The 19,947-nt window shown below is 64.9% G+C and carries 15 protein-coding genes and 1 tRNA gene; 8 read left to right on the top strand and 8 right to left on the bottom strand.

The annotated features are described in order from the left end of the window. Window positions 1-7: 7 nt before the first annotated feature. Both DF286_RS13060 and DF286_RS13065 read right to left on the bottom strand, forming a co-directional pair. On the bottom strand, window positions 8-2,026 hold the full coding sequence (locus DF286_RS13060) for an amidohydrolase family protein (protein ID WP_109271842.1): 2,019 nt from the start codon (window positions 2,024-2,026) through the stop codon (window positions 8-10). Between the two features lie 75 nt (window positions 2,027-2,101). Next, window positions 2,102-3,283, bottom strand: coding sequence for a vWA domain-containing protein (locus tag DF286_RS13065; protein WP_109271843.1), 1,182 nt, complete (start codon window positions 3,281-3,283; stop codon window positions 2,102-2,104). Between the two features lie 112 nt (window positions 3,284-3,395). Between DF286_RS13065 and DF286_RS13070 the strand changes: the two genes are divergently transcribed. The 4 genes from DF286_RS13070 (at window position 3,396) to DF286_RS13085 (ending at window position 7,643) form a co-directional block, all read left to right on the top strand. Further along, window positions 3,396-4,805, top strand: a complete 1,410-nt coding sequence (locus tag DF286_RS13070; protein WP_109271844.1) for a methyl-accepting chemotaxis protein — start codon at window positions 3,396-3,398, stop codon at window positions 4,803-4,805. A 77-nt stretch (window positions 4,806-4,882) separates the two neighbouring features. Further along, a tRNA-Leu gene (locus tag DF286_RS13075) sits at window positions 4,883-4,967 on the top strand. Window positions 4,968-5,029: 62 nt separating this feature from the next. Continuing rightward, on the top strand, window positions 5,030-6,613 hold the full coding sequence (gene tig, locus DF286_RS13080) for a trigger factor (RefSeq protein ID WP_109271845.1): 1,584 nt from the start codon (window positions 5,030-5,032) through the stop codon (window positions 6,611-6,613). A gap of 94 nt (window positions 6,614-6,707) precedes the next feature. Further along, on the top strand, window positions 6,708-7,643 hold the full coding sequence (locus DF286_RS13085) for a glycosyltransferase family 2 protein (protein ID WP_109271846.1): 936 nt from the start codon (window positions 6,708-6,710) through the stop codon (window positions 7,641-7,643). Window positions 7,644-7,698: 55 nt separating this feature from the next. Here the strand turns inward: DF286_RS13085 and DF286_RS13090 are convergent, their stop codons facing one another. Then, window positions 7,699-8,322, bottom strand: a complete 624-nt coding sequence (locus tag DF286_RS13090) for a hypothetical protein (protein ID WP_146193629.1) — start codon at window positions 8,320-8,322, stop codon at window positions 7,699-7,701. Window positions 8,323-8,568: 246 nt separating this feature from the next. Continuing rightward, window positions 8,569-9,246 carry an aspartyl protease family protein gene (locus DF286_RS13095; protein WP_158274693.1) on the bottom strand — a complete coding sequence of 226 codons (678 nt, stop codon included), beginning with the start codon at window positions 9,244-9,246 and terminating at the stop codon, window positions 8,569-8,571. Window positions 9,247-9,558: 312 nt separating this feature from the next. On the opposite strand from DF286_RS13095, the gene DF286_RS15515 reads away from it, so the two are divergent. The 4 genes from DF286_RS15515 (at window position 9,559) to DF286_RS13115 (ending at window position 15,876) form a co-directional block, all read left to right on the top strand. Further along, a complete protein-coding gene (locus DF286_RS15515) occupies window positions 9,559-12,432 on the top strand; it encodes a TonB-dependent receptor (protein WP_109271849.1) in 2,874 nt (957 codons plus the stop codon). 120 nt (window positions 12,433-12,552) lie between these two features. Continuing rightward, window positions 12,553-13,194, top strand: a complete 642-nt coding sequence (gene clpP, locus DF286_RS13105) for an ATP-dependent Clp endopeptidase proteolytic subunit ClpP (RefSeq protein ID WP_109271850.1) — start codon at window positions 12,553-12,555, stop codon at window positions 13,192-13,194. Window positions 13,195-13,307: 113 nt separating this feature from the next. Next, window positions 13,308-14,567 carry an ATP-dependent Clp protease ATP-binding subunit ClpX gene (clpX, locus tag DF286_RS13110; protein WP_109271851.1) on the top strand — a complete coding sequence of 420 codons (1,260 nt, stop codon included), beginning with the start codon at window positions 13,308-13,310 and terminating at the stop codon, window positions 14,565-14,567. Window positions 14,568-14,766: 199 nt separating this feature from the next. Beyond that, on the top strand, window positions 14,767-15,876 hold the full coding sequence (locus DF286_RS13115) for a class I SAM-dependent methyltransferase (RefSeq protein ID WP_109271852.1): 1,110 nt from the start codon (window positions 14,767-14,769) through the stop codon (window positions 15,874-15,876). 137 nt (window positions 15,877-16,013) lie between these two features. Here DF286_RS13115 and DF286_RS13120 read toward each other — a convergent pair whose 3' ends face one another. From DF286_RS13120 to DF286_RS13135, 4 genes are all read right to left on the bottom strand, one after another. After that, window positions 16,014-17,147, bottom strand: a complete 1,134-nt coding sequence (locus DF286_RS13120) for an ABC transporter permease (protein WP_109271853.1) — start codon at window positions 17,145-17,147, stop codon at window positions 16,014-16,016. A gap of 103 nt (window positions 17,148-17,250) precedes the next feature. Beyond that, window positions 17,251-18,168 carry an ABC transporter ATP-binding protein gene (locus tag DF286_RS13125; RefSeq protein WP_109271854.1) on the bottom strand — a complete coding sequence of 306 codons (918 nt, stop codon included), beginning with the start codon at window positions 18,166-18,168 and terminating at the stop codon, window positions 17,251-17,253. Beyond that, window positions 18,165-19,133 (bottom strand): HlyD family secretion protein, encoded by a 969-nt coding sequence (locus tag DF286_RS13130; RefSeq protein ID WP_109271855.1) that lies wholly within the window; start codon window positions 19,131-19,133, stop codon window positions 18,165-18,167. Before DF286_RS13130 ends, DF286_RS13125 begins: the two co-directional genes overlap by 4 nt. Further along, the gene (locus DF286_RS13135; RefSeq protein ID WP_207790032.1) at window positions 19,130-19,765 is read right to left on the bottom strand and encodes a TetR/AcrR family transcriptional regulator; all 636 of its coding nucleotides are present in this window, start codon (window positions 19,763-19,765) and stop codon (window positions 19,130-19,132) included. Before DF286_RS13135 ends, DF286_RS13130 begins: the two co-directional genes overlap by 4 nt. Window positions 19,766-19,947 lie beyond the last annotated feature (182 nt).

Below are 19,947 nucleotides of genomic sequence, written 5' to 3' on the forward strand. Positions count from 1 at the left end.
CTTGTTGTCAGGGGGCGGCGGTTACGATCCGCGGCGCGGGCGCAAACGGCTTGATCCCGAAATGGGGATAGATTTCGCTCGGGAAATAGACGGTGCCGTTCGCCACCACCATGGAGATGGACTTCACCGCCTTGAGATCCTTGGTCGGGTCGCCGGGCACGAGGAAGAAGTCGGCCAGCTTGCCGTCTTCGATCGAGCCCAAGTCCTCGTCCTGCCCCAGATATTCGGCCATGCCGAGCGACGCCAGCCGCAGCACTTCCGGAGCAGTGTAGCCGGCGCGCTGGAACAGCTCGAGCTCGCGATGATAGGCGAAGGAGCCGCCCATGTCGGTCCCCGGCACCATGAAGATGCCGCGATCCTTCATCATTCGCACCGTCGCCATGATCTGGTCGAAGGCGCCTCGATATTTCTCGTCCTGTCCCGGCGCGGAGACGTCCGCCCAGGCTTCCTTCAGGCTGCGCTGCTGGCCGATCGGCATATGATCGTAAATGTCGGCGAAGCTCGGCGACACCTTGCCGTTGCGGCCGAGCAGCAGATTCTCGTGAATGGTGAGGGTCGGATCGATGGAGACCTCGTTGCCGACCATCATGTCGAGCGTGCGCTGCACGGGCGCGCTGGAGAGATCGAGCGCGGGCAGCCGGTCCAGGGCCGTGAGGCGGAGGAGGGTGCGCGTATCCTCGCCCTCATCCAGGATCCAGCCGAGCACCAGCTGGTTGATATGGGTGAGTTCGTCGAAGCCCGCCTCGATCATCGCGTCGGCGTTGGAGAAGGCGGGGACGTGGCCGGCGACGTGCAATCCCAGCCGGTGCGCCTCCTTCACCAGGTCCGGCGCCCATTCCGGCGTCATCGAGTTGTAGAGCTTCACCTGATGGAAGCCGCGGGCCGCGTACCAGCGTACCTGATCGAGCGCCTGCTCCTTGGTCTCGACCAATTCGCCGGTCTGGGAGCTGAAGGGGCTCTTACCCTCGATGAAGCCGCTGCGGGTGATGCGGGGACCGGCGATCGTGCCGTCGCCGATGCGCTGGATCAGGCCGGCAAGCACGTCATTCTCGTTGCCCATGTCGCGCACAGAGGTGATGCCGGCGGCAATGTTCAGCAGCGCGCCGCCCTGGGAGATATGGCCGTGCATTTCGTAAAGGCCGGGGACGAGCGTGCCGCCGTCGCCGTCGATCACCGTCTCGCCTTGCGTGACGGGGGCGTCGTTCGGCTGGACGCTGCTGATCCGGTCCTCGTGCCAGACGACGGCATAGGGGCCCTTGCGGGTCATGTCCTCGGCATCGAAGACGTAGACGTTGCGGATGCGGACCGGACCTTCGAAATCGTGCGCCGCTTCCTTCTGGATGCGGACGAAGCGATCGGTCGAGAGCTGTTCGGCATAATCGCGCAGCTTCTGGTCCGCCGCTTCATAGCCGGCGCGGATGACGGCGAAGCGGGGGCTCGCCAGCGCGAACAGATTGCCGTCCGCATCGAGCGCCAGGTAGCTGGGATTGAGATCGAGGCCGCTGAGCTCGTACATGGTCGCCGCCACCGGCCCGTCCGGACCTTCGAATGTCATCGTGTCACGCGCCGTAAGGCTGGCGGTGCCGCCCGGCAGCACCGGCAGGCTGCGATCCTCGTCGACGAGCAGGGCCTTGGCCACCAGCGCCAGCGACCAGGGGCTTCCATTCTGCGGCACGTAGAAGCGCGCCTCGGCCGTAGGACCTTGCCCCTCGCCGGTCGCGTCCCGCCACGTCGCCGAGCCGTCTTCGCGCGCGAAGCTTTCGTCGACCTTGTTGCCGAAGGTGGTCGCTCCTTCGATGTCCCAGCGGACGGGATAGCCGTCCGCGTCCAGCGCGATCGTCTCCGCGATGGTCGGGCCGCGGCCGTTATTCTTATAGTCGTAATCGATGGTGACGCGCTGGGCATCGACATCGGCCTTCAGGTGCCCGACATCGTTTCCGCCGGAGAGCACGCGATATTCGTGGACTTCGGCAAGGGCGGGCGACGCAGACAGCATCGTCGCGGCGAGAAGAAGATATTTCAGCATTGAATGGCGCCCCCCTGGTTTTTTGGGAGCGAAACGATGCCCGCCGCTCAAGCCGATGACAAGCTGCGGCTAACCTCAGTTCTTCCGGCTCAGCGTCCGCATCGCTTCATCGAGGCCTTCGAGCGTCAGCGGATACATGCGGTCCTGCATCAGGGCGCGGATCAGGCCGATCGACTGGGAATAACCCCAATATCGCTCGCCCAGGGGATTCAGCCAGACGGCCGACGGATAGGTGTTCACCATCCGCTGCATCCAGACGGCGCCCGCTTCCTCGTTGAAATGCTCGACCGAGCCTCCGGGATGGCTGATCTCGTAAGGGCTCATCGAAGCGTCGCCGACGAAGACGAGCTTATAGTCGTGGCCGTATTTGTGGAGCACGTCCCAGGTCTTGGTCCGCTCGGAATGGCGGCGGCGGTTATCCTTCCACACGCCCTCATAGACGCAGTTGTGGAAGTAGAAGAATTCGAGATTCTTGAATTCGGATGTCGCGGCCGAGAACAGCTCCTCGCAGACCTTGATGTGCGGGTCCATCGATCCGCCGACGTCGAGGAAGAGGAGCAGCTTCACCGCATTGTGACGCTCCGGGCGCATCTGGATGTCGAGCCAGCCGCGCCGGGCGGTGCCGTCGATCGTCGCGTCGAGGTCCAATTCCTCGGCCGCGCCCTCGCGGGCGAAACGGCGCAGACGCCGGAGCGCGACCTTGATGTTGCGCGTGCCCAGTTCTTTGGAGTTGTCGAGGTTGCGGAATTCGCGCTTGTCCCAGACCTTGATCGCCCGGCCCTGCCGGCCGCCCTCCTGGCCGATGCGGACTCCTTCCGGATTATAGCCATAGGCGCCGAAGGGGGAGGTGCCGCCGGTGCCGATCCATTTGTTGCCGCCCTGGTGACGCTCCTTCTGCTCCTCGAGCCGCTGTTTCAGCGCCTCCATGATCTCGTCCCAGGAGCCGAGCGCCTTGATCGCCTCCATTTGCTCGGGCGTCAGATAGAGTTCCGCGATCTTCCTCAGCCATTCCTCGGGGATCGGCACCGCGTCCGTGCCGTAGCTCGCCTCCAGCCCCTTGAAGACTTTGCCGAACACCTGGTCGAACCGGTCGAGCAACCCTTCGTCTTTCACGAAGGTGGCGCGGGCGAGATAGTAGAATTCCTCCGGGCTCGCCGCGATCACGGACGCGTCGAGCGCCTCCAGGAGCATGAGATGCTCCTTCATCGAAGCGGGGATGCCCGCGGCACGAAGTTCGTCGACGAAGGAGAAGAACATGCCGCTCGCTCTAGCCCAGCCGGCAGGCGGAAACCAGCGGGCGGGTGGTTAACGACCTCTCAATATTTCGTTCCTAGAACGAGGCGCGACATAGCTGAAGCGGGGGCATAGCGTGGCGAGTAGTGCGATCGACCGGGCCGATGGCGATGCCATCAACATCGTGGCGCGCAATTGCGGATCTCTGGCGATCGAGTGCAGCGACGTCTCCGGCTACGTCGCCGGGGTCTCGGAGCGCATATCCTCGAACCTCAAGACGCTGGATACGCTGGAGGACGTGACCTCCCGCCTGATGGAGGATCAGGCCAGGGTCTCCGATTCCACCGACGAGGCACGGCTTTTGGCCGAGCAGGCGCGGGAAAAGCTCGGCCAGGGACAGGCGGCGATCCAGGACACCATCGCCATCTTCAGCGGCCTCACCGACCTGGTCGTGCAACTCGGCGACCGCATGTCGGGCTTCGCCGACGCGATGATCCAGGTCCAGAAGGTCTCCAGCAGCATCGAGGGCATTGCCAACAAGACCAACATGCTCGCGCTCAACGCCACGATCGAGGCGGCGCGGGCGGGGGAGGCGGGCCGTTCCTTCGCCGTCGTCGCCGCCGAGGTGAAGAAGCTCGCCCACGACACGCGCTCCGCGACCAGCGAGATCGCCGCCACCATCGCCTCGCTGACACGGGAGGCGGAAGCGGTCACCTCCGAGATCAAGACCGGCGTCGAGAAGAGCCGGATCGCCAAGACCGGCTTCGCGACGATCAACGACACGGCCCGCGACGTCGCCGACATCGTCGCCATGGTCGACCGGCAGACCGACGGGATCGCCCAGTCGACCGCGCTCATCCAGCACAGCGTCGACAGCATGAAAGGGGGGCTTTCCGCCTTCGCCGCCGACGCGCGGGAGAATGGCGGACAGCTTCACGCGGCGCAGGAGCGGCTGGCGAAGCTGGAGCAACTGTCCGGCGACATGCTCGACCGGCTCGCCGGCTGCGGCGTCCGCATCGACGACACGGTGTTCGTCGAGCGCGCCCAGGCGGTCACGCGCGAGATCACGCAGGTGATCGAGGATGGCGTCGCCCGGGGCGAGATCGACGCGGAGGCGGTGTTCGACTTCGATTATGTGCCGATGCCCGGGACCAATCCCGTCCAGTACGAGACGCGTTTCTGCGCTTTCGCCGACGAGCATATTCGGCCGATCCTGGACCGGATCAAGAATGCCGACGCGCGCCACATCGCCGGCGCCCTGACCGACATCAACGGCTACCTGCCGACCCACATCTCCGAGCGGTCCCAGCCGCAGAGTCCCGATCCGGAATGGAACGCCAAATATTGCCGCAACCGCCGCAATTTCATGGACGACGCCACGCGGCGGGCGGTGGAGAGCGACAAGGAAGCGATGCTCGTCACCTACCGGATGGACCTTGGGCAGGGGCGCTATCTTCCGGTCAAGAACGTGTTCGTGCCGCTCTATGTGAACGGCCGGCGATGGGGCAATTTCGAACTCGCCTATCGTGACGATGCGATGGACTAAGGCGAGCAGCGCGATGCGCAATCCGCGCCTTGCGCTTCGCGCGCGCAGCCTATAGACGCGCGTCGACCGGCGGCCCTGCGGGCGTGGCGGAACTGGTAGACGCGCCAGATTTAGGTTCTGGTATCGAAAGATGTGGGGGTTCGAGTCCCTTCGCCCGCACCAGCTTCGCCGCCAGCGAAGTGCCGCTCACACAGATTTCCATCAGACGAAGGTTTGGCTCCGAAATGCAGACTGTCGAGACGTTGAACGAGGGCCTGAAGCGCGCCTTCAAGATCACCATTCCGGCCAAGGACATCGACGCCCGCGTCGACCAGGAGCTGAAGACGGTCGCGCCGCGCATCCGCATGCCCGGTTTTCGCCCCGGCAAGGTGCCCGCCAACCTCGTCCGCAAGATGCATGGCCCGGCCCTGCAGCAGGAGGCCTTGAACAGCGCCATCCAGGAAGGCGTCCAGAAGTTGATGGCCGACGAGAAGCTGCGTCCGGCGATGCAGCCCGCCGTCGAGCTCAAGGAAGGCGGCGAGCCCGGCAAGGACGCGGTCGTGACCGTCGAGCTTGAGACGCTTCCCGACGTTCCCGAGCCCAAGATCGACGCGCTGGAGCTGGAACGCCTCACGGTCGAACCTGAGGAAGCGGCCGTCGACAAGGCGCTGGAGCAGCTCGCCCAGGGCCAGAAGAGCTTCGACCCCGCCCCGGCCAAGCACAAGGCCGAGAAGGGCGACCTCGTTATCATGGATTTCGAGGGCAAGGTCGACGGCGAGCCGTTCGAAGGCGGCAAGGGCGAGGGCATGTCGATCGAGATCGGCTCCGGCCGCCTCATCCCCGGCTTCGAGGACCAGCTGATCGGCGCGAAGGCCAACGAGCAGCGCACGGTCAACGTTACCTTCCCGGAGGACTATAACGTCGACTACCTCAAAGGTAAGACCGCGACCTTCGACGTCACGATCAACGAGGTCCAGACCCCGCGCGAGGCCAAGCCCGACGACGAGTTCGCCAAGGCGATGGGCCTCGAGGGCATCGACCAGCTCCGCGGCCTCATCAAGGGCCAGATCGAGCAGGAGCTGAACGGTCTCACCCGCACCCATATGAAGCGCAAGCTGCTCGACCAGCTCGCCGCCGACCATGATTTCCCGGTCCCGCCCTCGATGGTCGAGGCCGAGTTCAACCAGATCTGGCGCCAGCTCGAGCATGAAGCGAGCCACGAGGCCGATCCCAAGGCCGCGCTCGCCGAGATGGAGAAGGAAAAGGACGATTACCACGCGATCGCCGAGCGCCGCGTGCGTCTGGGCCTGCTCCTCTCCGAGATCGGCCAGAAGAACGGCATCGAAGTCACCAACCAAGAGATGAACCAGCTCATCATGCAGGCGGCGCAGCAGTATAAGCCCGCCGACCGCGAGAAGTTCGTCCAGTACGTCCGTCAGGAGCCGATGGCGGCCGCACAGCTGCGCGCGCCCTTGTTCGAGGACAAGGTGGTGGATTTCCTCTTCTCGAAGGCGGAGATCACCGATCGCACCGTGACGCGCGACGTACTGGAGCATGAGATCGAGGCCGAGGAAGGCCATGTCCATGGTCCGGAATGCGGGCACGACCATGGCGAGGCGAAGCCGGTGAAAAAGGCTGCCACGAAGAAGGGCAAGGCCGAGGCCGCCAAGGAGACCAAGGCCGAGGAGAAGCCGGCGAAGAAGGCCGCTCCCAAGAAGGCCGCGGCGGCGAAGGAAGCGAAGGCCGAGAAGGCCGACGACAAGCCTGCCGCCAAGAAGGCTCCTGCCAAGAAGCCTGCCGCCAAGAAGGCCGCGGCGAAGAAGGCCTGATAAGCCGTTCGCGCTGAGCTTGTCGAAGCACCTTTCTTCTTCTTAAGAGAAGGGCAGGCCTTCGACAGGCTCAGGCGGAACGGAGTGGGGGAATATGAGCGACGAACAAGCGCTTCGCATCGCCGTCCTCTTGCCCTGCTATAACGAGGAAGCGGCGATCGGGCAGACGGTCGCCGGCTTCCGCGCCGCGCTGCCCGGCGCGCGTATCTACGTCTACGACAATAATTCGACCGACCGCACCCGAGAGGTTGCCGCAGCGGCCGGCGCCATCGTTCGCACCGAGCGCATGCAGGGGAAGGGGCATGTCGTGCGGCGTATGTTCGCGGACATCGAGGCCGACGTCTACGTGATGGCAGACGGCGATGCCACCTACGATGCCGCCGCGGCACCGGTGCTGGTGCAGCGGCTGGCGGGCGAACAGCTGGATATGGTGGTCGGTTCGCGGCGCTCGGAGGAGCAGGCGGCGTATCGGCGCGGGCATCGCTTCGGCAATCGCATGCTGACAGGTATCCTCGCCCGCATCTTCGGGCGGACCTTCAGCGACATATTGTCGGGCTACCGCGTTTTCTCCCGACGGTTCGTCAAATCCTTCCCGGCCCTTTCGCGTGGCTTCGAGATCGAGACGGAAATATCGGTCCACGCTCTGGAACTCGCCATGCCGGTGGCCGAAGTCGAGACCGCTTATGGCGCCCGGCCGGAAGGTTCCGAGTCCAAGCTCTCCACCTATCGCGACGGCTGGCGCATCATGCGTACCATCGGCCATCTCTTCCGCATCGAGCGCCCGGTGCTCTTCTACGGCAGCTTCGGCCTGGCGCTGGCGGTGACGGCGGTGGTCCTCGCCATTCCGCTCGCCATCACCTACGCCGAGACCGGCCTGGTGCCGCGCTTTCCGACGGCGGTGCTCGTCACCGGCATGATGATCGTTGCGGCCTTGAGCTTCATGACCGGCCTCATCCTCGACACCGTCGTGCGCGGACGCCGTGAGGTGCGGCGGCTCCATTATTTGAGCTTTCCGGCCGTAGGCGAATAGAAAATCCCGCCCCGGCCGTGGCGCAGGGACGGGATTTTGTGAGGCTGCTCAGGACTTAGCTCGAACGGCCCCGTTCATAGGCCTGCAGGCAGTTGTCGGTGACGTCAGCCGAGCAAGGCGGGTAGGAGGCGTCGGCCGCAGCCATGGTCTCGCCGGTCGCCGGGTCGACGAGCGGGCCGCCGACGGCACTGCCGGTGATGCCGTTCCAGCCCGACGGAACCATCGCCGGATCGGAAATGACGGCGATGCCGCGCGCGTCGTGCTCCGGATTGTCATTGCCCGGCTGGACGATCGGCTCGCTCGCGGGGGCCATGGCTGTCGACATCTGAGTCTGAGTCTGGGTCTGGGTCTGGTCCATGGTTGTTGTCGCCATCGGGTCCGTCTGGGACGGGGTGCCGGTGTGCGTCGTCATGTCCGTGTGAGTTGTCGTGTCGGTCTGGGTAGGCTGGTCGGTTTGGGTGGGCGGCGCGGTCTGGGTGGTATCGGTCTGCGTGGTCATGCCCGGCTCGGCCGTCGTGTCGGTGTCGGTCGTCATGTCAGGCTGCGTCTGGACATCGGCATCGACGCTCTGATCGGTATCGGGCTGGGCGCCAGTATCGACCGTGGTATCGGTCTCGTAGGTCTGCGCGATGGCCGCGCCACTCATCAGAAGCGCAATCGCTAAAGCGGCTGTTCTCATCACATCTACTCCTTTTCCAAGGCGGGCTGCCGGCGACGGCGGCGCCGCGGTTAGGTGCGGCGCTCCGGCCGCATCAGCTGAAGGGTAAACCGATGAGCGGCGACTTATTACGCGTCGATTCGGTTCCGTCCGGGTTAGTACGGGACGGGTCGTGCCGAGCGCGCGGCAGGCCGCCTGGCCGCGCCAAGGCGGCAAAGTGGAGGAGATGCCGATCGGCCCTTCCCAGAGAGGGAAAAGGGCAGGCTTCTATTCTCGGCTCACCACAAGCCCCACCGCCGGGGGCTGCAAGGCGCCGTTGCCGACGACCTTGGCAATCGCCGTCCCGGCCGGCGCCGTTTCGTCGTTGCACAATGCGGGATCCGCTCGCGAGGCGTCGACCGTCTTCAGATAAAGAACCGAGTGTTCGACATCGATGATGGCCTCTTGGGCCCGCATCACGTCCTGCCCGATCAAGCCCTGGATCGGCTGCCGCGTAGTCGCCGCGATCGTCTCCACAATGTGAGATAGGTCCATCGCGTAGATTCGGCTCATCTGCGTAGCGGTGCCGCCGATTGCAAACCGGGCTACCGCGACGGGAGCAAAAGGCACGACTCCCGTCAGTGTACCGGCGGCATGGCCGCCGGCAGCGGGCGCCAACCCGAACGACTCCAGAGACGGTGTGTGAACGATCGTCACGCCCGCCCCGGTGTCGACCAGGAAGGCACCCGCCCGGCCGTTCACGCTCACCTCGACCATATGGTGGCCGCTGGCCAGCGGAGTCATCGGGATGGAGGCGAAGCCGAGGCGGCATAAGGACGCCGACAGAGGGGACGGCGTGCGCCCGGAGCCGGCGCGACTTGCCGCCGCGGCCGGTTGCGAGGCCGCGCCCGTCGTCAGCATGAGTGACAATATGGCGCCAACGGCGCCCAGCTTCTTCTGCCCCATCCCGCCCAATTCCCACACCCGTCCTGCCATATGGTTAACGCGAACTACGGGGGGTGGAAATATGCGATGGGTACGGGGTGGGGGAGGGCGGCCCATGTTCCGCTCCAGTCGAGTCGGGAATCCTTTAGGAGCAAGTCTTTTAAGGAAGTCGCGAGCAGGCGACCGAGGAAGCCATTGTCAACTGTCACAAAGAGGCAACAACAGGCTAAAAAACTACGTGAAAAGCCCGTCTCCGGAACTTTCCCCTTCGACAGCATTATTCCGTACGCGCGGCGGCGCACTCCGCGCCTTGAACGGTGAAAGGGGCAAGAAATGTCGCATTATCCGAAAATGTGTCGTTTTGCTTGTGTCTCGCTCACGACCGTCGCAGCGGCGCTCGCGGCGCCGGCCTTCGGGCAGGAAATCATTCCTCCGGAGCAGCCGGAAGAGCAGGCTTCGACGGCCGCCGAAACGCAGGGTGGAGCCATCATTGTCACCGGCTCGCGCATCCGTCGAGACCCGCTGTCGCAGGAGGCGCCGATCGTGTTCGTCGACGAGGCGGACATCGCCAAGACCGGCCTGAACTCCGTCAATGATGTCCTCCAGCGCCTGCCCAGTTCCGGCGGCGGGCTCAACTCCAAGTTCAACAATAGTGGCAATCTTGGCAATCCGCCCGACGGCGGCGGCGTGGGCGCGGGCGCCGCGGAGATCGACCTTCGCTATCTGGGGTCGCGGCGCGTGCTCGTCCTGGTCGACGGTATCCGCTATGTGCTGGGGGCATCGGCAAGCGGTGTGCCCGGCTCCACCGACCTCAACTCCATTCCGGAAAGCGCGATCGAGCGGATCGAGGTGCTCCAAGACGGCGCCTCGGCCATTTACGGGTCCGATGCGATCGCCGGCGTCGTCAACATAATCACCAAGAAGGAGCAGGAGGGGCTAGAAGCCTCCGCGCAGATTGGCGTTTTCGAACAAGGCGACGGGGAGACCCAGAACTATCAGCTAAGCTGGGGCAATGGCGGGGACAGCCCGCTTCGGATCGTCGTTGGCGCCAATTACGTGAAGCAGTACCCGATCGGGGCGATCGATCGTGCCCTCTCCCGCTTCCCCGCGCCTTATGCGACCAGCTGCCTGGAGGGCGGGTGTTCGGGCTTCCTGCCGAACGGCTTCTATTCCTTGTTCGGAGCGGGCCCAGGGCGGCGCAACAACCTGACGCTTGATGCACCGGTCATCGGGCGGACGACCACGCCGGCCGATTTTCGGGCCTTCAGGGACCCGGCTGATCGGTTCAACTTCGCGCCTTTCAACTATATTCAGATCCCGCTCGAACGGTACGGCGTGTTCGGCAATCTGCACTACGAGGTCACGCCGGCGATAAACTTCTCGGTGAAGGGCATCTGGAACGAGCGCAAATCGAAGAATCAGGCGGCGCCGCTACCCTTCGGCATAGGGCCAGCGGCCGGCATCACGCCGGTGCTGGATGCGATTACCGTCGATGCCACAAACCCGTTCAACCCGTTCGGTGTGACCCTGGATGCGAGCAATATGGACTTCATCCTGCGCCGCTTCGTCGAGGGCGGGCCGCGGCGGTTCGAGCAGACCGTCGAGACGGTCTATGGTGTCGCGACCCTCGACGGCCGGTTCCAGATTGGCGATCGCGACTGGTATTGGGATGTCAACGGCTCTTATGGCCGCAACAAGGCCGAGCAGCAGATGTTCGGCAACATCCACTCCGGCCGGCTGCGTCAGGCGCTCGGACCGGTGGCGGATTGCACGGCGCCCTGCGTCCCCTTCAACCTGTTCGGCGGCGCGGGCTCGATCACGCCGGAAATGATCAACTTCGTCACCTTCGTCCAGAATGACAGCAGTCGGCAGAGCCAATGGGACGTCACCGGTAACATCTCGGGCGAGCTGTTCGATCTGCCCGGCGGCCCGCTCGGCATCGCCGCGGGCGTCGAATATCGCAAGCTCAAAGGACGGTTCGATCCGGATCCCATCGTTGCCGCCGGCTTCAGCTCCGACATTCCGGCACAACCGACCAGGGGCAGCTATTCGGTCAAGGAAGCTTATGCCGAAATCAACGCGCCGCTGCTGGCCGACATACCGTTCGTTCAATTGCTCGAATTGAATGGGGCGGTGCGGATTTCGGACTATTCGACGTCGGGCTCGACAACGACGTTCAAGGGCGGTGTCAATTGGAAGCCGATCCAGGATCTGCGCCTTCGTGGTTCGTTTGCGGAGGGCTTCCGGGCGCCGTCGATCGGAGAATTGTTCGGGACCCAGTCCCGCTTCGACCAGACGCTCGACGATCCCTGCTCGTCCCACGCGGGCAACACGGCCACACGCCGGTTCCAGAACGACGCGACGGTGCGCGCGAATTGCATCGCCGCGGGCGTTCCGGCGAGCGGAAGCTATCAGCAGGCCAATCCGCAGATATCGGTGCTGGTGGGCGGCAATGAAGCGCTGACCCCAGAAACATCGAAGAGCTGGATTGTCGGTGGCGTCTACAGCCCATCCTACCTGCCAGGGCTCTCGGTCGAGGCCAATTATTACAATATCGAGATCGACGATGCGATCCAGGCGGTGGACGCGGAAGTAACGCTGGCCAACTGCGTCATAACCAACGATCCCGCGGCCTGCGCCTTGATTACCCGCGCCGGCGCCCAGCTGACACAGGTGACGGGCCTCCTGCAGAATATCGCGAAGATCGAGACGGACGGCGTCGACGTGAATCTTGCCTATCGGACCGGCGAGACGGGGATCGGGCGCTTCGGCTTCACTTGGAACAACACCTTCCTGCTCAATTTCGACGTGACGGTCCCCGGCCCTGAGGGGCTTCAGGTCCTCAGCCGTGAGGGGACGGAGGTTGGCAGCCCTTCGCAGGGGTTTCCGAAGTGGAAGGCGATCGGCATCATCGACTGGGACATCGAGAATTTCGGTGCGACGATCACCGGTCGCTATATCTCGAAACTGAAGGAAGGGCTGCGGGGCGACGAGGACCGGAACGTGCTGAGCAGCCGCTTCTATACGGACGTGCAGCTGCGGTTCACCGTGCCAGGCGCTGACGACTTCGGCTTCGCCGTGGGCGTCAACAACCTATTCGACAAGGACCCCCCGGCCTGCCTCAGCTGCGATCTCAATAATTTCGATCCGACCCTCTACGATGTTCCGGGCCGATATTTCTATGCCCGGGCGACGTTGCGTATGTAAGAGCATGAGGAGACCGCGGCGGCGCCCCGACGGCGTCGCCGCGGCCCGCCGGGGCTTGAACCTTTCCTCGGATGCTCCGATGTATCCGGAGCAAACCAGATACACAGGATTCTTCCCCACATGGACCACGCCGATATCGTCAACGCCCTCGTTCCCATCGTCATCGAGCAGTCGAACCGGGGCGAGCGTAGCTTCGACATTTACTCCCGCCTGCTGCGCGAGCGGATCGTGTTCGTGACGGGCCCGGTCGAGGACCATATGGCGACCCTCATCACCGCACAGCTCCTGTATCTGGAGAGCGAGAATCCGAAGAAGGACATCTTCATGTACATCAACTCGCCGGGCGGGGTGGTGACGGCGGGCATGGCGATCCACGACACCATGCAATATATCCGCCCGCGGGTCGGCACGGTGTGCATCGGTCAGGCCGCCTCGATGGGCGCCTTCCTGCTGTGCGCCGGCGAGCCGGGGATGCGGGTGGCATTGAACAATGCCCGGATCATGATCCACCAGCCCTCCGGCGGCGCCCAGGGCATGGCCACCGACATCGAGATCCAGGCCAAGGAGATCCTGCGCATCCGGCACCGGATGAACGAGCTGATGGCGCAATATACCGGCCAGCCGATCGAGGAGATCGAAAAGAACGTCGAGCGCGACAAGTTCTTCTCGGCCGGCGAGGCGAAGGAATTCGGCCTGGTGGACGAGGTTTTCGACAAACGGCCGGCGCCGGCGGAAGAGGATGCGGCGAAAAACGCGGCTTAGCGTTTAGCTTGGGCGTTTAGGCGTCGGCTTAACGTTTAGGCCATTGTGATCGTGAGATAAGGGTCTAGGATAGGCCGAGGGTAAGAAGGCAGGCGCCACGCCTGAAGGAATATATGACGAAACTGAGCGGCGGCGACTCCAAAAGCACCCTCTACTGCTCCTTCTGCGGCAAGTCGCAGCACGAGGTGAGGAAGCTCATCGCCGGGCCGACCGTGTTCATCTGCGATGAATGCGTGGAGCTGTGCAACGACATCATCCGCGAGGAGACCAAGTCGGCGCTGGTGAAGACCCGCGACGGCGTCCCCACGCCGGCCGAGATCTGCAAGGTGCTGGACGACTATGTGATCGGCCAGGACCATGCCAAGCGCGTGCTCTCCGTGGCGGTCCACAATCACTACAAGCGGCTCGCCCATGGCGCCAAGGGCGCGGATGTGGAGCTGGCCAAGTCGAACATCCTGCTCGTCGGCCCGACCGGCTGCGGCAAGACGTTGCTCGCGCAGACCCTGGCCCGCATCCTGGACGTGCCGTTCACGATGGCGGACGCGACGACGCTCACCGAAGCCGGCTATGTCGGCGAGGATGTGGAGAACATCATCCTGAAGCTGCTCCAGGCCTCCGACTATAATGTCGAGCGGGCGCAGCGCGGCATCGTCTATATCGACGAGATCGACAAGATCAGCCGCAAGTCGGACAATCCGTCGATCACCCGCGACGTCTCGGGCGAGGGTGTGCAGCAGGCGCTCTTGAAGCTGATGGAGGGCACCACGGCCTCCGTCCCGCCTCAGGGCGGGCGCAAGCATCCGCAGCAGGAATTCCTGCAGGTCGACACCACCAACATCCTCTTCATCTGCGGCGGCGCCTTCGCGGGCCTCGAGCGGATCATCTCGGATCGCCTGCAAGGGAAGTCGATCGGCTTCGGCGCCTATGTCGCCGCGCCCGAGGAGCGCCGGACCGGCGAGGTGCTGCGCCAAGGCGAGCCCGAGGACCTTCTGAAGTTCGGCCTGATACCCGAATTCGTCGGCCGTCTGCCGGTGATCGCGACCTTGGAGGATCTCGACACCGACGCGCTCGTCCAGATCCTCAAGGAGCCGAAGAACGCCCTCGTCAAGCAGTATCAGAAGCTGTTCGACATGGAGGAAGTGAAGCTGAGCTTCACCGACGAGGCCTTGGTCGCGGTCGCCAAGAAGGCGATCGAGCGCAAGACCGGTGCCCGTGGCCTCCGCTCCATCCTGGAAAACATCCTCCTCGACACCATGTTCGACCTGCCCTCGATGGACGGAGTCGATGAGGTGATGATCGACAAGGACGTGGTCGAAGGCCGCAAGGAGCCGGTCCGCGTCTATGCCGAGAAGAAGGACGAAGACGCGGCCTGATATCCCGCCGCCGCCGCTGGGCGGCGGCGCCGCTTCCATGATATAAGTGCCCAGGAGCCACGGCAGCGGGAGTCGCACCGTCAGCCAGGCGCGCGAAGCGGCCTTCACGGGCGAGAGGCTATTCCAACGCTGACAGGAACGGTGGCACCAGCGGTGCGCCGCTCGCGGCGTTCGCGTCTCAACCGATGGAGGACCAGCCATGGGCACCACTTTCAACACCCTCGAACATCAACCCGACACCAAGCCGGCCGCGGAACCCGACCCCGCCAAGCTCGAAGCCTTCATGGGCAAGATGGTCGGCGACATGGGGGCGGCGAGTGGCGGCGCGCTGGTCATCTTGGGCGAGCGGCTCGGTCTCTACAGGGCGCTGGCCGAGAGCGGGCCTGTCACCTCTGAGGAGTTGGCCCACCGGACCGGGATGCACGAGCGCTATGTGCGCGAATGGCTGAACGCCCAGGCGGCCTCGGGCTATGTCGAATATGATGCCGAGACGCGGCGTTTCTTCATGTCGCCGGAGCAGATCATGGCGCTCGCCGACAAGAATTCGCCCGTCTATGTCGCGAGCGCCTTCCAACTCACCGCGTCCGTCTACATGGACGAGCCGAAGATCGCCGAGGCCTTCCGCACCGGCGAGGGCGTTGGCTGGCACGAGCATTCGACCTGCCTGTTCTGCGGTGTCGAGCAGTTCTTCCGCACCGGCTACCGCGCGCATCTGGTCCAGGAATGGCTGCCGGCGCTGGACGGCATCGTCGAACGGCTCGAGGCGGGGGCGAAAGTCGCCGACATCGGCTGCGGCCACGGCGCTTCGACGATCATCATGGCGCAGGCCTTCCCGAACAGCCAGTTCGTCGGGCTCGACTATCATGAGGCTTCGATCCTGCGGGCGCGAGAGGCGGCACGCGAGGCCGGTGACCCGCCGAACCTGCGCTTCGAGGTGTCTTCGGCCAAGGACAGCCCGGGTGCGGACTACGACCTGGTGACCGTGTTCGACGCCCTGCACGACATGGGGGATCCGGTCGGCGCCGCACGGCGTGTGCGCGAGATGCTGAAGCCTGACGGCGCCTTCATGATCGTCGAACCGATGGCGGGCGACTCGCTGACCGAGAATATGAACCCGGTGGGACGGCTCTATTATGCGGCCTCGACCATGATCTGCACGCCCGGCAGCCTGGCCCAGGAAGTGGGCCTCGGACTCGGCGCTCAGGCCGGGCCGAAGCGGCTCGGCGAAGTGCTGTGCGAGGCGGGTTTCAGCCGGGTGCGGGTGGCGACGACGACGCCGTTCAACCTGATCCTGGAAGCGCGGCCTTAGGCCCCCCTCGGGCTATCCGTCATCCTGGCGAAAGCCGGGAACCAAGAACATTGGCCTTCGAGCAGAGGCGAAGGCATCGTTGCCTGACTTCGTAAACACGTGTTCTTGGGTCCCGGCTTTCGCCGGGATGACGCGCGTTAGTCGAGGGTGGTCCGATAGCGCGCCAGCGCCAGTGCGGTGACCGCGCAGACGAAGATGGCGAGGGCAAGGAGGCTCGGCCCCATGTCGGCGATCGACTGCCCCTTGAGAAGGGCGCCTCTCACCACGCGCAGGAAATGGGTCACGGGGATGATGGTGCCGAGCGCCTGGGTCCAATCGGGCATGCCGCGGAATGGAAACATGAAGCCCGAGAGCAGGATCGACGGCAGCATATAGAAATAGGAGAGCTGCATTGCCTGGAGCTGGGTGCGAGCCACGGTGGAGATGAGGAAGCCGAGCGCGAGCGAGCCGATGATGAAGAGCATGACTCCGACGCCGAGACCGAACCATCCCCCCGCCATGGGAACGTCGAAGAGAAATCGGGCGAGGATGAGGATGAGGATCGTCTGGATGAGGCCGACGACGACATAGGGAGCCAGCTTGCCGACCATCACTTCGAGAGGCTGGACCGGGGTGGCGAGCAGACTTTCCATCGTGCCGCGTTCCAGCTCGCGGGTGACGCCGAGCGCGGTCATCATCACCAGGGTCATCGACAGGATGATTCCGAGCAGGCCGGGGACGATATTGTAGCTGGTGATGTTCTCCGGGTTGTAGCGCCGGTGGACGACCACCTCGAAGGGCTGGGCCGAGCCGTTTTCGGGAGCGGCGGCGCCGGTGAGGTCGTGGCGCAGCGCTTCTTGCGGAATGGCGGCGAGGGCGGCCACGGCGCCGCCCGTCGCCGCGGGATCGGTGGCGTCGGCTTCGACGAGGATCTGGGCTTTGTCGCGGCGAATGACGCGGCGAGTGAAGTCGCCGGGGATGGTGACCGCGAACTGGACCTCGCCCCTGCGTACGAGTTCGTCGAGCTCGGTGGGCGAGCGGGCTTGCGCCACGATATCGAAATAGCCGCTATTCTCGATCGCAGCGAGGGTGGAGCGGGCGAAGCTGGAATTCTCCTGCACCAGAACGGCGGTCGGAAGCTCACGCGGATCGGTGTTGATCGCATAGCCGAAAAGCAGGAGCTGGATGACCGGAATCCCGAGCAGCATCGCGTAGGTGAGCCGGTCACGACTGAGCTGGGTGAACTCCTTGACCAGCACCGCCATCACGCGACTGAGGGAGAAGGCCGTCATAGGGCTGCCGCTGTCATTGCGAGGAGGGTAGCGACGCGGCAATCCATGCAGCGCTGGATTGCTTCGCTGCGCTCGCAATGACGTACGAGGGCAGACGCATCCGTCATCCGAAATTGTCCTCCGCCTGGCTCATCAGGTGAATGAAGACATCCTCCAGCGTGGGCTCGGTTCTCTCCCAGCGGAAGGGGGGTCGGCGATAGGGGGCGAGTCCCGCCTCCAGCGCGTGCGCGTCGGTTCCGCTGACATGGAGGGCGGAGCCGAAAGGAGCGGCCATTTCGACGCCAGGCTGCCGGAGCAACTCGGCGGAGAGGCGGTCGACGCCCGGGCCGTCGCCGCGCCAGGTGGAAAGGTTCGAGGCCTCTACCACTTTCTCGGCGGTGCCGCGCGCCATCAGCCGGCCGTAGGCGATATAGGCGATGTCGTGGCAGCGTTCCGCCTCGTCCATATAATGGGTGGAGACGAGGATCGTCAGGCCTTTGGCCGCGAGGGCGTGGATCTCGTCCCAGAAGTGGCGGCGGGCCTGCGGATCGACGCCGGCCGTGGGTTCGTCCAGGAGGAGCAGGCGGGGCTCGTGCAGGGTGGCGACGGCGAGGGCCAGGCGCTGCTTCCATCCGCCCGACAGCACGCCGGCAAGCTGGTCCTTGCGTTCGGCGAGGCCGAGATCATCCAGCGCCGTCCGTACCCGCTCATCGCGTCGATCGAGGCCGTGGATGCGGGCGGCGAACTGGAGGTTCTCCTCGACGGTCAGATCCTCGTAGAGCGAGAAGCGCTGGGTCATGTAGCCCGTCCGCTGCTTGATCGCTGCGGCATCGGTGACGATGTCGAGGCCCAGCGCCGTTCCACGGCCGCTGTCGGGGGTGAGCAGGCCGCACAGCATGCGGAGCGTCGTCGTCTTGCCCGAACCGTTCGGGCCGAGGAAGCCGGTGATGCGGCCTTCCTCCACCTGGATCGAAAAGTCCTTCACCACATGATGGGCGCCGAAGGACTTGTTCAGGCCCTGAACGTCGATGGCGATAGTCATAGTGGCGTTACGTCGACGGGAAGCCCGGGCACCAGGCGGGCACCGTTTTCCGGCCGCGCCTCGACCATGAAGACCAGGCGGTCGCGCGCCTCGCGGCTGTAGATGATGGGTGGGGTGAACTCCGGCCGCGGGCTGACATAGACGATGGTGGCGGAAAGGGCGCCGGCGCAGGCATCGCATGAAAATTCGATCTTTTGCCCCGGCTTGTAGGCGGCGACCTCGGTTTCGGGCACGAAGAAGCGGACGAAGACGCGGTCGTCGGGAATGAGGGCGACGATCGGCTGGTTGGCGCTCGCCCATTCGCCGCGCTGGAAGAAGACGTCCTCGACGCGGGCGGCGGCGGGGGCGACCGGGGCCATGTCCTTGAGCCGCGCGCCGGTCTCGGTGACGCCTGCCCGCGCTTGGGCGACGCGGGCGTCCGCGGCGCGGATCTGGTCTTCACGGTCGCCCAAAGTCGCAGCGGCGACACGGCGGCGGGCGGCGGCGACCCGCGCGTCCGCGCTTTGCGACTGGTTGCGCGCGTCGTCGAGGCGGGCCTTGGCATAGATGCCCTTGTCGACGAGCGCCCCCACGCGGCGAAGGTTGGCGCGCGCCTCGCGTGCCTGGGCTTCGGCGGCGGCCAGATCGGCTTCAAGGATGCCGAGCTCGACCGGCCGCTGGCCCTTGCGGGCGTCCTCGGCCTGGGCGAGGGCCGCGGTGAGCTCCGCCTCGGCCTGGTCGCGTTGGGCGAGGCGCTGGTCGGGCTCGATCTCGAAAAGAGGAGCGCCCGCCGCTACCCGCTGCCCGCGCCGAACACCGAGCTGGGTCACCGTGCCGGCGACGGGCGCGGAGAGATACAGCGTCTCCCCCTCGATATAGCCGGAAAGGGTCGGGGCAGGGCGGAACTGGGGCGCCAACAATCGCCAGCCGAGGAACAGGAGGGCGAGCGCGACGAGCCCGGCAATGACGATGCGCTGGGGCTTCATCCCGCCTTCTCCGCAATGCTGAGGCCACCCAGCACGGTCTCCGCATGCTGCCGGGCGATGGCGGGAAGATCGATCTCGGCCGCGCCGACGGGTGTGAAGGTCTCGCGCCAGAGGACGCCGAGCAGCATCGGTCCGACCAGCGAAAAGGCATGGATGCGCGAATCCCCCGGCCGCACCTCGCCGCGGTCTTGGGCGTTCTCGATGGCGTCGCTCAATATGGTCACGGCCTTCAGGACGACATCGTCGTGCCAGACCTTGGCGAGTTCGGGAAAGTTGCGCGATTCGCCCACCACCATCTTCAGTACGGCGCCCAGCGGAACGGCGGTGATGATCTCGGCGACCCGGGGGAGCAGCATGCGGACCAGCTCATCGAACGGTTGGTCGCTCGCCAGCACAGTCTGCCGGATCACCTCGATATTGGGGGCAACGGCGTCGCGGACGACCGCGCGGAACACGGCCTCCTTAGTCGGAAAGTAAAGGTAGAGCGTCCCCTTGGAGAGACCGGCACGCCTGGCGATCTCCTCGATACGCGCACCGGCGAAACCCTTCTCGGCAAAGACCTGAAGGGCGGCGGCGCAGATGTCGCCGGGCCTGTCCTCTTTACGCCTGCGCCACCGGGGTTCTTCGGCCATGATGCGGCTCATAAATAAATGACCAGTCAGTCATTAGCTAGATTGAGCCACGATGTCGAGAGGTCGTTCGAAACGACACCGCGAGCTCCTTGCGCCGCGTGACCATAGCGAAAGCTGACGGCGATCCCTGAGTTGAGTCACCATTGCTAAGGCCGGTGACGGGCCCATATAGCAATGGCGCG

The sequence above is a fragment of the Sphingosinicella humi genome, assembly GCF_003129465.1.
Classification (GTDB): Bacteria; Pseudomonadota; Alphaproteobacteria; order Sphingomonadales; family Sphingomonadaceae; genus Allosphingosinicella; species Allosphingosinicella humi.

What these genes read in the sequence shown, in the direction of transcription:
- DF286_RS13060 (WP_109271842.1), bottom strand. Translation starts at nt 2,026, where the DNA reads ATGCTGAAATATCTTCTTCTCGCCGCGACGATGCTGTCTGCGTCGCCC.
- DF286_RS13065 (WP_109271843.1), bottom strand. Translation starts at nt 3,283, where the DNA reads ATGTTCTTCTCCTTCGTCGACGAACTTCGTGCCGCGGGCATCCCCGCT.
- tig (WP_109271845.1), top strand. Translation starts at nt 5,030, where the DNA reads ATGCAGACTGTCGAGACGTTGAACGAGGGCCTGAAGCGCGCCTTCAAG.
- DF286_RS13085 (WP_109271846.1), top strand. Translation starts at nt 6,708, where the DNA reads ATGAGCGACGAACAAGCGCTTCGCATCGCCGTCCTCTTGCCCTGCTAT.
- DF286_RS13090 (WP_146193629.1), bottom strand. Translation starts at nt 8,322, where the DNA reads ATGAGAACAGCCGCTTTAGCGATTGCGCTTCTGATGAGTGGCGCGGCC.
- DF286_RS13095 (WP_158274693.1), bottom strand. Translation starts at nt 9,246, where the DNA reads ATGGGGCAGAAGAAGCTGGGCGCCGTTGGCGCCATATTGTCACTCATG.
- DF286_RS15515 (WP_109271849.1), top strand. Translation starts at nt 9,559, where the DNA reads ATGTCGCATTATCCGAAAATGTGTCGTTTTGCTTGTGTCTCGCTCACG.
- clpP (WP_109271850.1), top strand. Translation starts at nt 12,553, where the DNA reads ATGGACCACGCCGATATCGTCAACGCCCTCGTTCCCATCGTCATCGAG.
- clpX (WP_109271851.1), top strand. Translation starts at nt 13,308, where the DNA reads ATGACGAAACTGAGCGGCGGCGACTCCAAAAGCACCCTCTACTGCTCC.
- DF286_RS13115 (WP_109271852.1), top strand. Translation starts at nt 14,767, where the DNA reads ATGGGCACCACTTTCAACACCCTCGAACATCAACCCGACACCAAGCCG.
- DF286_RS13120 (WP_109271853.1), bottom strand. Translation starts at nt 17,147, where the DNA reads ATGACGGCCTTCTCCCTCAGTCGCGTGATGGCGGTGCTGGTCAAGGAG.
- DF286_RS13125 (WP_109271854.1), bottom strand. Translation starts at nt 18,168, where the DNA reads ATGACTATCGCCATCGACGTTCAGGGCCTGAACAAGTCCTTCGGCGCC.
- DF286_RS13130 (WP_109271855.1), bottom strand. Translation starts at nt 19,133, where the DNA reads ATGAAGCCCCAGCGCATCGTCATTGCCGGGCTCGTCGCGCTCGCCCTC.
- DF286_RS13135 (WP_207790032.1), bottom strand. Translation starts at nt 19,765, where the DNA reads ATGGCCGAAGAACCCCGGTGGCGCAGGCGTAAAGAGGACAGGCCCGGC.